At 71.3% G+C, this 13,415-nt stretch carries 12 protein-coding genes; 6 read left to right on the plus strand and 6 right to left on the minus strand.

The genetic code is table 11. The annotated features are described in order from the left end of the window. Positions 1-25 precede the first annotated feature (25 nt). Positions 26-823: a ferritin-like domain-containing protein gene (locus ACFY7H_RS28400; RefSeq protein WP_388943562.1), complete on the plus strand. Its 798-nt coding sequence runs from the start codon at positions 26-28 to the stop codon at positions 821-823. Between the two features lie 27 nt (positions 824-850). Here the strand turns inward: ACFY7H_RS28400 and corA are convergent, their stop codons facing one another. Beyond that, positions 851-1,843: a magnesium/cobalt transporter CorA gene (gene corA, locus ACFY7H_RS28405; RefSeq protein ID WP_388943564.1), complete on the minus strand. Its 993-nt coding sequence runs from the start codon at positions 1,841-1,843 to the stop codon at positions 851-853. Positions 1,844-1,896: 53 nt separating this feature from the next. Between corA and ACFY7H_RS28410 the strand changes: the two genes are divergently transcribed. The 4 genes from ACFY7H_RS28410 (at position 1,897) to mshC (ending at position 5,421) form a co-directional block, all read left to right on the plus strand. Next, on the plus strand, positions 1,897-2,604 hold the full coding sequence (locus ACFY7H_RS28410) for a histidine phosphatase family protein (protein ID WP_388943566.1): 708 nt from the start codon (positions 1,897-1,899) through the stop codon (positions 2,602-2,604). A 76-nt stretch (positions 2,605-2,680) separates the two neighbouring features. Continuing rightward, positions 2,681-3,271 (plus strand): DUF3090 domain-containing protein, encoded by a 591-nt coding sequence (locus ACFY7H_RS28415; protein WP_388943568.1) that lies wholly within the window; start codon positions 2,681-2,683, stop codon positions 3,269-3,271. Next, a complete protein-coding gene (locus ACFY7H_RS28420) occupies positions 3,235-4,071 on the plus strand; it encodes an SCO1664 family protein (protein WP_388943571.1) in 837 nt (278 codons plus the stop codon). The genes ACFY7H_RS28415 and ACFY7H_RS28420 overlap by 37 nt, the downstream gene beginning before the upstream one ends. A gap of 120 nt (positions 4,072-4,191) precedes the next feature. Then, positions 4,192-5,421 carry a cysteine--1-D-myo-inosityl 2-amino-2-deoxy-alpha-D-glucopyranoside ligase gene (gene mshC, locus ACFY7H_RS28425; protein ID WP_388943573.1) on the plus strand — a complete coding sequence of 410 codons (1,230 nt, stop codon included), beginning with the start codon at positions 4,192-4,194 and terminating at the stop codon, positions 5,419-5,421. Positions 5,422-5,667: 246 nt separating this feature from the next. Here mshC and ACFY7H_RS28430 read toward each other — a convergent pair whose 3' ends face one another. The 5 genes from ACFY7H_RS28430 to ACFY7H_RS28450 form a co-directional block, all read right to left on the minus strand. Next, positions 5,668-6,660: a PAC2 family protein gene (locus tag ACFY7H_RS28430; protein ID WP_388943577.1), complete on the minus strand. Its 993-nt coding sequence runs from the start codon at positions 6,658-6,660 to the stop codon at positions 5,668-5,670. Between the two features lie 126 nt (positions 6,661-6,786). Next, entirely contained in the window at positions 6,787-8,394 is a 1,608-nt protein-coding gene (locus ACFY7H_RS28435) for an FAD-dependent oxidoreductase (RefSeq protein WP_388943581.1), read from the minus strand. A 39-nt stretch (positions 8,395-8,433) separates the two neighbouring features. After that, positions 8,434-9,960, minus strand: a complete 1,527-nt coding sequence (gene glpK / locus ACFY7H_RS28440; protein WP_388943584.1) for a glycerol kinase GlpK — start codon at positions 9,958-9,960, stop codon at positions 8,434-8,436. Between the two features lie 79 nt (positions 9,961-10,039). Further along, positions 10,040-10,822: an MIP/aquaporin family protein gene (locus tag ACFY7H_RS28445; protein WP_388943586.1), complete on the minus strand. Its 783-nt coding sequence runs from the start codon at positions 10,820-10,822 to the stop codon at positions 10,040-10,042. A 323-nt stretch (positions 10,823-11,145) separates the two neighbouring features. After that, the gene (locus tag ACFY7H_RS28450; protein ID WP_388943588.1) at positions 11,146-11,913 is read right to left on the minus strand and encodes an IclR family transcriptional regulator; all 768 of its coding nucleotides are present in this window, start codon (positions 11,911-11,913) and stop codon (positions 11,146-11,148) included. A 294-nt stretch (positions 11,914-12,207) separates the two neighbouring features. On the opposite strand from ACFY7H_RS28450, the gene ACFY7H_RS28455 reads away from it, so the two are divergent. Further along, a partial coding sequence (locus ACFY7H_RS28455; RefSeq protein WP_388943591.1) for a homocysteine S-methyltransferase family protein occupies positions 12,208-13,415 on the plus strand: 1,208 nt, incomplete at its 3' end.

Genomic DNA, 13,415 nt, shown 5'->3' on the forward strand with positions numbered 1-13,415 from the left:
GATCGATCCGCATTTGACTCGTCGCATGCTCTCTGTCCGCAGCCTGTTCCAGGAGATCGTCGACCACGACGACTCCTTCCAGCTGTTCTGCTCCATCGCCGCCGGCGGGGAGTCCCAGGGCGGCTGGGAGAACGCCCGGATCGCCGCCCTCGTACCCGAGGGCATGCGCGACCTCGCCCCCAAGATCACCCGGCACGGCGCCGACGAGGACAAGCACGGCCGGATCTTCCAGGCCCTGCTGCGCAAGCGCGGCCTGCCCGCCGTCCCCGTACCCCCCGAGACCGACTACACGATGCTGCTGGAACGCCGCGGCATCGGTCTCGCCCACGACAGACTGCGCCGCGACGAGGCCCTGCGCGAGGAGGACATCGTCGTCTACCTCGCCCACAGCCGGGTCACCGAGCAGCGGGCCGCCGACCAGATGGTCATGCTGCTGCGCCACTTCGGCGACCACCCCGAGGTCGGCAAGGCCGTCCGCGTCATCAGCCACGACGAGGACAACCACCTCGCCTACTGCCACGAGGAACTGCTGCGTCTCGCCCGCGAAGGGCACGGCCGGACCATCCAGCGGGTCCTGCGCGAGAGCGCCCTCGCCGAGATCGCCGTCTACCGCGACGTGAGCCTGGCCGTCATGGAGCACATGGGCCGGCTGCTGCGCTGGCCCGCGCCCAAGGCCGCCGCGCTCGCCGCCGGAATCCGCGCGGTGTACGGGTACGAGCGCTTCTGCGGCTGGCACCGCATGGTCGGCCTCCGCCCCCCGGAGCGCACGAACCCGCTGGGCGGCGTACCGGGCACGGCCTCCCACGGCTTCGCCGGCGCCTAGCCGCCCGGGTCCAGCCGCCCGGCCGCATCAGAGCCAGCCGCGCCGTTTGAACATCCGGTGCAGGGCCAGGCACACGCCCACCATCAGCACCACCACCGCCGGATAGCCCCAGGACTGCCTGAGCTCCGGCATGTGCTCGAAGTTCATCCCGTAGACCCCCGCCACCATCGTGGGAACGGCCGCCATGGCCGCCCACGCCGAGATCTTGCGCATGTCGTCGTTCTGCCGGACGCCCATCTGCGCCAGGTGCGCGGCCAGCGCGTCCGACAGCAGCCGGTCCAGCCCCTCGATGTACTCGCTGGCCTTCGTCAGGTGGTCGGCGACGTCCCGGAAGAAGGGCTGGGCGTGCCCGTGCACGAAGGGCACGTCCCCGAATGCGAGCCGGTCCATCGGCTGGAGCAGCGGGCTCGTCGCCCGGCGGAACTCCAGTACCTGCCGCTTGAAGCCGTAGATCCGGGCGGCCGTGTTCTTGAAGGCCTTGGGGTTCGGGGCGAACACCTCCGCCTCCAGCTCCTCCAGGTCCGCCTGGAGTTCCGCCGCCACCTCGATGTAGTGGTCCACCACCGCGTCCGACACCGCGTACAGCACCGCCGTCGGACCGTGCCGCAGCACGTCCGGCTCCTGCTCCAGCCGGTGCCGCACGGCCGCCAGCGCGGCCCCCTCGCCGTGCCGGACCGTGACCACGAAGGCGTCGCCGATGAACACCATCAACTCGCCGGCGGTCACCGTGTCCGCGTCGTCGTCGTAGACCACCGGCTTGAGGACCACGAACAGCGAGTCGTCGTACACCTCCAGCTTCGGACGCTGGTGCGCCGAAAGCGCGTCCTCCACCGCCAGCGGGTGCAAGCCGAACTCCCGGCTCACCCGGTCGAACTCCTCCGGCGTCGGCTCGTGCACGCCGACCCACACGAAGGCGTCACCGTGCGCCCGGGCCTCCTCCAGTGCCTCGGAGAAGTCCCCGGCCGCCTCCGAGCGGCGGCCGTCCCGGTACAACGCGCAGTCGACGATCACGCCGGGCATTCTGCCCCACCCGCGCTCGCCCGCACGCCGACGTCACCGCATACCCTGCATGCATGGCCACGCTGATCCTCGTACGACACGGGCGGTCCACCGCCAACACCGCTGGACTGCTCGCCGGATGGACCCCGGGAGTGGCCCTCGACGAACACGGCGCCGGGCAGGCCGCCGCACTGCCCGGCCGGCTGGACGGGATCCCGCTCGCGGCCGCCGTCTCCAGCCCGCTCCAGCGCTGCCAGGAGACCCTGGCCCCGCTGCTCGCTGCCCGCCCCGGGCTGCCCCTGCACACCGACGAGCGGATCGGCGAGTGCCACTACGGCGACTGGTCGGGCCGCAAGCTCTCCGAACTCGTCGACGAACCCCTCATGAAGATCGTCCAGCAGCATCCCTCGGCCGCCGCCTTCCCCGGCGGCGAGTCCATGCGCGCCATGCAGGCCCGCGCCGTGGACGCCGTACGCGAATGGAACACGCGGATCGAGGAGGAGCACGGCGTCGGCGCCGTCTTCCTCATGTGCTCCCACGGCGACATCATCAAGTCCCTCGTCGCCGACGCCCTCGGCATGCACCTCGACCTCTTCCAGCGGATCCACGTCGACCCCTGCTCGGTCACCGCCATCCGCTACACCGCCACCCGGCCCTTCCTGCTGCGCCTCGGCGACACCGGCGACCTCGCCGCGCTGGTCCCGCAGCCGGCCGCCTCCGACGGGTCCGACGCCGAGGGCGGCGCAGACGCGGTCGTGGGCGGCGGCGCGGGCGCGGCCTGATCGAACGGCGCAGTAGGGTGGCAGGGCCAGCAACACGTGCGCAGCCCTGCCCCTGCCTCAGACTTGGAGACCGGTCGTGCCCCGTCAGGTGTTCCTTTACGACCCCCCGGACCGCTTCGTGGCCGGCACGGTCGGTCTGCCTGGACGCCGCACCTTCTTCCTCCAGGCCTCCGCGGGCGCCCGCGTCACCAGCGTCTCCCTGGAGAAGACCCAGGTCGCGGCGCTGGCCGAGCGCATGGACGAACTGCTCGACGAGGTCGTACGGCGGACCGGCGGCAACGCGCCCGTCCCGGCCGTCGCCTCGCCCGAGGCGTCCGACACCGCACCGCTGGACGTCCCCGTCGAGGAGGAGTTCCGCGTCGGCACCATGGCGCTCGCCTGGGACGGCGAGGAGCAGCGGATGATCGTCGAGGCCCAGGCGCTCGTCGAACTCGACGCCGACTCCGAGGAGGACCTCGCCGAGGCCGAGGAGCGCCTGCTCCAGGACGAGGAGAACGGCCCGCCGATGCTGCGGGTCCGGCTCTCCGGCGCCCAGGCCCGCGCCTTCGCCAAGCGGGCGCTCGACGTGGTCAACGCGGGCCGCCCGCCGTGCCCCCTGTGCAGCCTGCCCCTCGACCCCGAGGGCCACGTGTGCCCCCGCCAGAACGGGTACCGGCGCCAGGTGTGAGCGAGGTGATCCCGATAGAGGAGCTGCTGACCCGCGGCGAGCTCACCGTCCGCGGCCGCATCGCCGAGGCCTCCAACGCGGTCCTGCTGTGCACCGTCGCCCACGAGGGGCGCAGCGTGGAGTGCGTCTACAAGCCCGTCAAGGGCGAGCGGCCCCTGTGGGACTTCCCCGACGGGAACCTCGCCCGGCGCGAGCGTGCCGCCTACCTGGTCTCCGAGGCCACCGGGTGGGGGCTGGTGCCCACCACCGTGCTGCGCGACGGCCCGTACGGAGAGGGCATGGTCCAGCACTGGATCGACGCCGGAGAACCGCCGGAGCCCGGGCTGCTCGCGCTCGTCGAGGGGGAGGAGGCGGGGGAGGGCTGGAAGCCGGTCGCCTTGGCCGAGGTCGGGGAGGGCCGCACCGCCCTCCTGGTGCACGCCGACGACCCCCGGCTGCGCCGCCTCGCCGTCCTCGACGCGGTGATCAACAACGGCGACCGCAAGGGCGGCCACCTGCTGCCCGCGCCGGACGGGCGGCTCTACGGGATCGACCACGGAGTGACCTTCCACACCGAGGACAAGCTGCGCACCCTGCTGTGGGGCTGGGCGGGGGAGCCGTTGACCCCGGAGGCCCGGTCGGTACTTTCCTCGCTGGAGACCCAGCTCGCCGACGGGGCGGGGCTCGCCACCCGGCTGGCCGAGCTGATCACCCCCGTCGAGCTGGCCGCCGTACGGGCCCGCGTGGCCCAGTTGCTGCGCGAGGGCAGGCACCCGCAGCCGTCCGGGCAGTGGCCGGCGATCCCCTGGCCACCCGTCTGAGCAGGCCAGGCGCCCGGTGGGACGGGACGCACAGAACCGGCCAGACCGCAAGAGTGCCGATCAAGCCAACAGTGCTGGTCCCATTCGTTCGCGGAACACTCGTCCGGTTAGGCTCGAACCATGCATGCCTGGCCCGCTTCTGAGGTCCCCGCCCTGCCCGGCAAGGGCCGCGACCTCCAGATCCACGACACCGCGACCCAGGGGACGATCACCCTCGCCCCCGGTCCCGTCGCCCGCCTCTACGTCTGCGGGATCACCCCGTACGACGCGACCCACATCGGTCACGCGGCGACCTACAACGCGTTCGACCTCGTGCAGCGCGTGTGGCTCGACAACAAGCGGCAGGTCCACTACGTCCAGAACGTCACGGACGTGGACGATCCGCTGCTGGAGCGGGCGCTGCGCGACGGGCACGACTGGACCGAGCTCGCCGAGCGCGAGACGGCCCTCTTCCGCGAGGACATGACCGCCCTGCGCATGCTGCCGCCGCAGCACTACATCGGCGCCGTCGAGGCCATACCCGGCATCGTGCCGCTGGTCGAGCGGCTCCGTGACGCGGGCGCCGCGTACGAGCTCGAAGGCGACGTCTACTTCTCGGTGGAGTCCGACCCGCACTTCGGCGGGGTCTCCCACCTCGACGCCCAGGCGATGCGGGCGCTGTCCGCCGAGCGCGGCGGCGACCCGGACCGCCCGGGCAAGAAGAACCCCCTCGACCCGATGCTGTGGATGGCCGCACGGCCGGGCGAGCCGAGCTGGGACGGCGCCTCCCTGGGCCCCGGCCGGCCCGGCTGGCACATCGAGTGCGTGGCCATCGCCCTGGACCACCTGGGCATGGGCTTCGACATCCAGGGCGGCGGCTCCGACCTGGCGTTCCCGCACCACGAGATGGGCGCCTCGCACGCGCAGGCCCTGACGGGCGAGTTCCCGATGGCCAAGGCGTACGTCCACGCGGGCATGGTCGCCCTGAACGGCGAGAAGATGTCGAAGTCCAAGGGCAACTTGGTCTTCGTCTCGGCGCTGCGGCGCGCCGGGGTGGACCCGGCGGCCATCCGCCTGGCCCTCCTCGCGCACCACTACCGGGCCGACTGGGAGTGGACCGACGACGTCCTCACCGAGGCGCAGGCCCGCCTCGCGCGCTGGCGCGCGGCGGTCTCCCGCCCGGACGGCCTGCCGGCCGAGGAGCTGGTGGAGGAGGTCCGGGCGGCCCTGGCCGACGACCTGAACGCCCCGCTGGCGCTGGCGGCGGTGGACGCCTGGGCGGACGCGCAGAACGCCTCCGACGGCGACGACGAGTCGGCCCCCGGCCTGGTCTCCCGCACGGTGGACGCCCTGCTGGGCGTGGCGCTGTAGCACTGCCGCCGATGCCCCCGGACTCCGTCGGTTCCGGGGGCATCGCCGTGCCCGGGCCAGGGCGGACCCTTGCTTGCGGCGCCGGTCCCCGGCCCGCCCTTCGCCCGTTCCCCGGGGCTCCGCCCGGACCCCGCGCCGCGAACGCCGACGGGGCGGGAAAATCCAGCCCCGCCGGCGTTCGCGGCGAGAACGGATGCAGGGCGGGCAGGGGACCGGCCCGCGCAGCGGCCCCCCGCCCCCGGAGCGCTATGCCGACGGGGGCTCGGGGGAGTCGCCCGGTTCCTCTGGCGGGGCCGGGGGTTCCTCCCCGGAGGGGTCCGGGCGGCGGCGCGGCGGCCGGGTCAGCCCGCTGGAGGTGTCCCGCAGGTACGAGCCGTCGCCCTGCTGCTCCCCGGCGGACGGGTCCCGCCGCCGCAGGTACCGCTCGAACTCCCGGGCGATCGCGTCCCCCGACGCCTCCGGCAGGTCCGCGGTGTCCCGCGCCTCCTCCAGCGTCTGGACGTACTCCGCCACCTCGCTGTCCTCGGCGGCCAGTTGGTCCACGCCCAGCTGCCACGCCCGGGCGTCCTCCGGCAGTTCGCCGAGCGGGATCCGGATGTCGATCAGGTCCTCCAGCCGGTTCAGCAGCGCCAGCGTCGCCTTCGGGTTCGGCGGCTGGGACACGTAGTGCGGCACCGCGGCCCACAGCGAGACCGCCGGAACCCCGGCGTGCGTACAGGCCTCCTGGAGGACGCCCACGATCCCGGTCGGGCCCTCGTACTTCGTCTCCTCCAGGTCCATCGTCCGCGCGAGGTCCGCGTCCGAGGTGACCCCGCTCACCGGCACCGGCCGGGTGTGCGGGGTGTCGCCGAGCAGCGCGCCCAGGATGACGACCATCTCGACGCCCAGCTCGTGCGCGAAGCCGAGCAGCTCGTTGCAGAACGACCGCCACCGCATGGACGGTTCGATGCCCCGCACCAGCACCAGGTCGCGCGGCTTCGCGCCGCCGATCCGGACCACCGACAGCCGCGTCGTCGGCCAGGTGATCTTCCTGACCCCGTTGTCCAGCCACACCGTCGGCCGGTTGACCTGGAAGTCGTAGTAGTCCTCGGCGTCCAGCGCCGCGAAGACCTCGCCCTTCCACTCCCGGTCCAGGTGCGCCACCGCACCGGAGGCGGCGTCACCCGCGTCGTTCCAGCCCTCGAACGCGGCCACCATGACCGGGTCGATCAGCTCGGGCACGCCCTCAAGCTCGATCACCCAGGTCTCCTTCCGAAGTTCCTCGCCTACGTGGGCCAGCCTAAGCCTTTGTGGGACGTCGGCCACAGCCCACGACAGAGGGGCGGTTCCCCTCGGAACCGCCCCTCTTCCCCACCTGCGTACGAGCTATGCCTTGCGGTTCAGCATCTCCTCGACACGGGCCCGTACGGCCTCGTCGTCCAGGCCGCGGACCGTCACCGTCGTACGGCGGCGCAGCACGTCGTCGACCGTCTCGGCCCACTCGTTGTCACGGGCGTAGGCGACCTGCGCCCAGATCTCCGGACCGTCCGGGTGGATGCGCTCGGCCAGCGCCGGGTCCTCGTTCGCCAGGCGGGCGATGTCGAAGGCCAGGGAGCCGTAGTGGGAGGCCAGGTGGCGCGCGGTGAGCGGGTCCATGCGGGTGCCGGGCTCGCGGTCCACCAGCAGGCGGTGCGCGACCGCGTTGGGGTTGGCGACACCGGGCAGGGGGACGCGGCGCACGAGCGACTTCACCGGCTCCATGTCCTCGGTCAGCGGGCTGCCGGGGAGCTTGGCGAGCTTGTCCATGACCACGCGGCCGATGTGGCGGTACGTGGTCCACTTGCCGCCGGCCACCGACAGCATGCCGCCCGCGCCCTCGGAGACCACCGTCTCGCGCTTGGCCTTCTCGACGCCGCCGGGACCGCCGGGCAGCACGCGCAGACCGGCGAAGGCGTACGTCATCAGCGAGCGGTCGAGGTCGGCGTCCTTGATGGAGAACGCCGCCTCGTCCAGGATCTGCTGGATGTCCTTCTCAGTGGCGCGCACGTCCGCCGGGTCGCCCTCGTACACCTCGTCGGTGGTGCCGAGCAGCAGCTGGTCCTCCCACGGGAGGGCGAAGGTGATGCGGTACTTGTCGATCGGGGTGGCCATGGCGGCCTTCCACGGCGACTTGCGCTTCATGACGATGTGCGCGCCCTTGGAGAGGCGGATCGACGGCATCGCGTGCTTGTCTTCCATGCGCCGCAGGTGATCCACCCACGGGCCGGTGGCGTTGAGCACGACGCGCGCGTCGACCCCGAACTCCGTACCGTCGAGGCGGTCCTTGAGCTCGGCGCCCGAGACCCGGCCGCGCGTCATGCGCAGGCCGGTGACCTCGGCGTGGTTGAGGACGACCGCGCCGGACTCGACGGCCGCGCGGACCGTCATCACGGCGACGCGGGAGTCGTTCATCTGGTGGTCGTAGTAGACCGCGACGGCCTTCAGGTTGTCCGTCTTGAGGCCGGGGTTGTCGGCGACGGCACGGGCCGGGGATATCACCTTGCCCATGCCGTCACCGAAGGCCGAGAGGGCGGAGTAGGCGAAGACGCCCGCGCCCAGCTTGGCCGCACCCACCGGACCGCCCTTGTAGACCGGCAGGTAGAACGTGAGCGGGTTGACCAGGTGCGGGGCCACGTCCTTGGCCAGCACCCGCCGCTCGTGGTGGTTCTCCGCCACCAGCTTGACCGCACCGGTCTGCAGGTAGCGCAGACCGCCGTGGACGAGCTTCGAGGAGGCCGAGGAGGTGGCGCCGGCGAAGTCGCCGGCGTCCACCATGGCAACCCGCAGACCCGACTGCGCGGCGTGCCAGGCCACCGAGGTGCCCAGGATTCCACCGCCGATGACCAGCAGGTCGTACGTGGCCTTCGAGAGCTGCTCGCGGGTCTCCGCGCGGCTCGCGTTGGCACCGGAAGTCGGGTGCGTACCCAGGGTGGGGACGCTCTGCAGGGTGCTCATATTTCTTTCAGCTCCTCGTCGATTGACTCAGCTGGTGCGTCAGCTGGCGTCTTCGTCGTCGATCCAGCCCATGGACCGCTCGACGGCCTTGAGCCAGTTCTTGTACTCGCGGTCCCGCTGGTCGGCGGGCATCCGCGGGGTCCACTCCGCCGCGCGGCGCCAGTTGGCGCGCAGGGCGTCGGTGTCGGGCCAGAAGCCGACGGCCAGGCCGGCGGCGTAGGCGGCGCCGAGGCAGGTGGTCTCGGCGACCATCGGGCGCACCACGGGGGCGTCCAGGAAGTCCGAGAGGGTCTGCATCAGCAGGTTGTTGGAGGTCATGCCGCCGTCGACCTTGAGGGCCGCCAGCTCGACGCCGGAGTCCTTGGTCATGGCGTCGGTGATCTCGCGGGTCTGCCAGGCGGTGGCCTCCAGGACGGCACGGGCGATGTGCGCCTTGGTGACGTACCGGGTGAGGCCGGCGATCACACCGCGGGCGTCGGAGCGCCAGTACGGGGCGAACAGGCCGGAGAAGGCCGGCACGAAGTAGGCGCCGCCGTTGTCCTCGACCGAGAGCGCGAGGGTCTCGATCTCGGCCGCGGTCTTGATCATGCCCATCTGGTCGCGCATCCACTGGACGAGCGAGCCGGTGACGGCGATCGAGCCCTCCAGGGCGTAGACCGGCTTCTGGTCGCCGATCTGGTAGCCGACCGTGGTCAGCAGGCCGCTGTAGGAGTTGATGATCTTGTCGCCGGTGTTCATCAGCATGAACGTTCCGGTGCCGTAGGTGGACTTCGCCTCGCCCTCGGCGAAACAGGTCTGGCCGAAGAGCGCGGCCTGCTGGTCACCGAGCGCGGAGGCGACCGGGACGCCGGCGAGGACGCCTTCCTTGACGTGGCCGTAGACCTCGGCGGAGGACTTGATCTCGGGGAGCACGTTGAGCGGGACGCCCATCGACTCCGCGATCTTCTCGTCCCAGGCCAGGGTGTGCAGGTTCATCAGCATGGTGCGCGAGGCGTTGGTGACGTCGGTGACGTGCGCACCGCCCTGGGCCCCGCCGGTGAGGTTCCAGATGACCCAGGAGTCCATGGTGCCGAAGAGGATGTCGCCCGCCTCGGCGCGCTCGCGCAGCCCCTCGACGTTGTCGAGCAGCCAGCGGACCTTCGGGCCCGCGAAGTAGCTCGCCAGCGGCAGGCCGGTCTCGCGGCGGAAGCGGTCCTGGCCGACGTTGCGGCCGAGCTCCTTGCACAGGGAGTCGGTGCGGGTGTCCTGCCAGACGAGCGCGTTGTGCACCGGCTCGCCGGTGTTCTTGTCCCACAGGACGGTGGTCTCGCGCTGGTTGGTGATGCCGACGGCCTTGACGTCGGCGGCGGTGATCTCGGCCTTGGCGATGGCGCCGGCGACGACCTCCTGGACGTTGGTCCAGATCTCGACGGCGTCGTGCTCCACCCAGCCCGGCTTCGGGAAGATCTGCTCGTGTTCCTTCTGGTCGACGGCGACGATCCGGCCGTCGCGGTCGAAGACGATGCAGCGGGAGGAGGTGGTGCCCTGGTCGATCGCGGCGATGAAGGGGCCGGTGCTGCTGGTCATGATGGCTGCTCCTGGCAGGTCTGTTGAGTAGGCGGAATCAGGAGGGCGATGCGGATCTTACGAGCGCGGCCGAAGCTGATCAGGCGAACGCGATGTTGTACAGACCGCCGGCGAGCGCGGCACCGACGAGCGGGCCGGCGACCGGGATCCAGGAGTACCCCCAGTCCGAACCGCCCTTGTTGGGCAGCGGGAGCAGGGCGTGGACGATGCGGGGACCGAGGTCACGGACCGGGTTGATGGCGTATCCGGTCGGACCGCCCAGCGAGAGGCCGATGCCGACGACGACGAAGGAGGTGATCAGGACGCCGATGACGCCGAGGCCCTTGCCGCCGTCCTGGAGGCCCTGGGTCAGGATCGCCAGGACGAGGACGAAGGTGCCGATGATCTCCGTCGCGAGGTTCTGGGCGACGTTGCGGATCTCCGGGCCGGTCGAGAAGATGCCGAGCACCGGGCCGGCGACGTCGTGCGGGTGCGGGTCCTCGGGACCGAGCTTGGCGTCGCGGATGTGCTCCGGGTCCGCCAGGTGGGCCCGGAACTGGCCGTAGTAGGTGATCCACATCAGGACCGCGCCGAGCATGGCGCCGAGCAGCTGCCCCGCGAAGTAGACGGGGACGTCACCCCACTCGCCGGTCTTGACGGCGATGCCGACGGTGACCGCCGGGTTGAGGTGCGCGCCGGAGAGCGGCGCGGAGACGTAGGCGGCGATCAGGACCGCGAAGCCCCAGCCGAAGGTGATCGCGAGCCAGCCCGCGCCGCGGGCCTTGGAGCTCTTGAGCGTGAGGGCGGCGCAGACGCCACCGCCGAGCAGTGTGAGCAGGGCGGTACCGATGGTCTCGCCGATGAAGATGTCGGAGCTGGACACCCGCGACTCCTTTGTCTTACGTCCAGGGGTGGGTGGACACCGGGTCCCTCCGGTGGTCCGCACACTCGGTGAGTGCTTCACCGGTCCATGGCCTCGCCATACCCTAACGCGTATTGCCGGTAGGTGTTCGACAATGCCGACCGATGAACGGCAGTTTTCCGCCTGGGTGAAGAACGCGTCAAGGCCTGACCAGGTCAAGAACCGGATCGTTACCACTCGGTACGATCGCCCAAATCAGGCCAATGGGTGATCGGAATACGACAAAGTCCACCCGAACGGCACGCGAAGCGGCCATCGGGTGGACCGAATGGATCAGGTCAAGCTCAGAACCGGCCCGCGCCGAGATCGCGGGAAACCGACCGCGCGCAGTCCCGTACGGACGCCACCAGAGCCGCGTGCGGCTCCCCGGACTCCCCGCAGACCCGCTCCACGGCGCCCGCCACGGCCACCGCCCCGACCGGCATCCTCCGCCGGTCGTGGATGGGCGCCGCCACCGAGGCGATCCCCTCCCAGGTCTCCTCCACGTCCGCCGCCCAGCCGCGCGCCCGGGTCAGGTCCAGGACCCCCTCGAAACCCGCCGCGTCGGTCACCGTGCGCGGCGTGAAGGCCTCGCGCTCCCCGTCCAGGGCCTCGGTGTGCGCCACCGGGTCGTACGCCGACAGGACCTTGCCCAGCGCCGTGGAGTGCAGCGGCTGCATCGCCCCCACCTCCAGCACTTGCCGGCTGTCGTCCGGCCGGAACACGTGGTGCATGATCAGCACCCCGCTCTGGTGGAGCACGCCCACGTACACGCTCTCGCCGCTCGCCCGCGCCAGGTCGTCCGTCCACACCAGCGCACGCGCCCGCAGCTCGTGCACGTCCAGATAGCTGTTGCCCAGCCGCAGCAGCTCCGCGCCCAGCTGGTAGCGCCCGGAGGCCGGATCCTGCTCCACGAAGCCCTCGGCCTGCAGCGTGCGCAGGATGCCGTGCGCCGTGCCCTTGGCCAAGCCCAGGGAGGACGCGACGTCCGAGAGGCCCAGTCGGCGTTCCCCGCCGGCCAGGAGCCGCAGCATCGCAGCGGCTCGTTCGAGCGACTGGATGTTCCGTGCCATCGCGCAGCCTCCTGCTGACGTAGTTCGACAATGCTGAACACTATCGGTCGATGCCGACCTCGTGCATGCTTGGGTGGCTCCATGGTGCGGCGCGCCAGACGCACCCTCCCACGAGGCACCCACGCCGCACGCACGAGGCTGCCGACAGGCTCCGGCGCCGCCCCAGCGAAAGAATGCAGTCCGCCACGTGGGACGCCCTCACCGGGTCCGCCGCCGCGCGGTTACCCTGACCGCGTGCACCCTTGACACAGAGGGTGCAAAGCCGACAGCCGTCGCAGCCCAGGGAGCACAACCATGGCCTCGTTGCCGAACCTGCCCGCAGACACCCAGAGCCGGGCCGATGCCCTCCGGGAGGCGCTCGCGACCCGCGTGGTCGTCGCCGACGGAGCGATGGGAACGATGCTCCAGGCACAGGACCCGACGTTGGAGGACTTCCAGCAGCTGGAGGGCTGCAACGAGGTTCTGAACGTCACCCGTCCCGACATCGTCCGCTCGGTCCACGAGGCGTACTTCGCGGTGGGTGTGGACTGCGTCGAGACGAACACCTTCGGTGCGAACTACGCGGCCCTGGCCGAGTACGACATCCCCGAGCGCAACTTCGAGCTGTCGGAGGCCGGCGCCCGGATCGCCCGCGAGGTGGCGGACGAGTTCACCGCTTCCACCGGCCGGCAGCGCTGGGTCCTGGGCTCCATGGGGCCGGGCACCAAGCTGCCGACGCTGGGCCACATCACCTACGCGCAGATCCGTGACGCCTACCAGGTCAACGCGGAGGGTCTGATCTCCGGTGGTGCGGACGCGCTGCTCGTCGAGACCACCCAGGACCTCCTGCAGACCAAGTCCTCCATCATCGGCGCCCGCCGCGCCATGGAGGCCCTCGGCGTCACCGTCCCGCTCATCTGCTCCGTCACGGTCGAGACCACCGGCACGATGCTGCTGGGTTCGGAGATCGGTGCGGCGTTGACGGCGTTGGAGCCGCTGGGGATCGACATGATCGGTCTGAACTGTGCGACGGGTCCGGCGGAGATGAGTGAGCACCTGCGGTATCTGGCGCGCAATGCGCGGATTCCGTTGTCGTGCATGCCGAACGCGGGTCTGCCGGTGCTGACGAAGGGCGGGGCGCATTATCCGCTGTCGGCGGTGGAGCTGGCGGATGCGCAGGAGACGTTCGTGCGGGAGTACGGGCTGTCGCTGGTGGGTGGCTGCTGCGGCACGACACCGGAGCATCTGCGGCAGGTGGTGGAGCGGGTGCGGGGCAGCGCGGTGACGGCTCGTAGTCCGCAGCCGGAGGCGGGTGCGGCGTCGTTGTATCAGACGGTGCCGTTCCGGCAGGACACCTCGTATATGGCGATCGGTGAGCGGACGAACGCGAACGGGTCGAAGAAGTTCCGTGAGGCCATGCTGGAGGGCCGTTGGGACGACTGTGTGGAGATGGCCCGGGATCAGATCCGTGAGGGCGCGCACATGCTGGATCTGTGTGTGGACTATGTGGGCCGTGATGGTGT

The organism is Streptomyces sp. NPDC012794, from assembly GCF_042901085.1.
Classification (GTDB): domain Bacteria; phylum Actinomycetota; class Actinomycetes; order Streptomycetales; family Streptomycetaceae; genus Streptomyces.

Bases quoted from the DNA above. Each gene is read 5' to 3' on its own strand.
- ACFY7H_RS28400 (WP_388943562.1), top strand. From the start codon at position 26: ATGCTCTCTGTCCGCAGCCTGTTCCAGGAGATCGTCGACCACGACGAC.
- corA (WP_388943564.1), bottom strand. From the start codon at position 1,843: ATGCCCGGCGTGATCGTCGACTGCGCGTTGTACCGGGACGGCCGCCGC.
- ACFY7H_RS28410 (WP_388943566.1), top strand. From the start codon at position 1,897: ATGGCCACGCTGATCCTCGTACGACACGGGCGGTCCACCGCCAACACC.
- mshC (WP_388943573.1), top strand. From the start codon at position 4,192: ATGCATGCCTGGCCCGCTTCTGAGGTCCCCGCCCTGCCCGGCAAGGGC.
- ACFY7H_RS28435 (WP_388943581.1), bottom strand. From the start codon at position 8,394: ATGAGCACCCTGCAGAGCGTCCCCACCCTGGGTACGCACCCGACTTCC.
- glpK (WP_388943584.1), bottom strand. From the start codon at position 9,960: ATGACCAGCAGCACCGGCCCCTTCATCGCCGCGATCGACCAGGGCACC.
- ACFY7H_RS28450 (WP_388943588.1), bottom strand. From the start codon at position 11,913: ATGGCACGGAACATCCAGTCGCTCGAACGAGCCGCTGCGATGCTGCGG.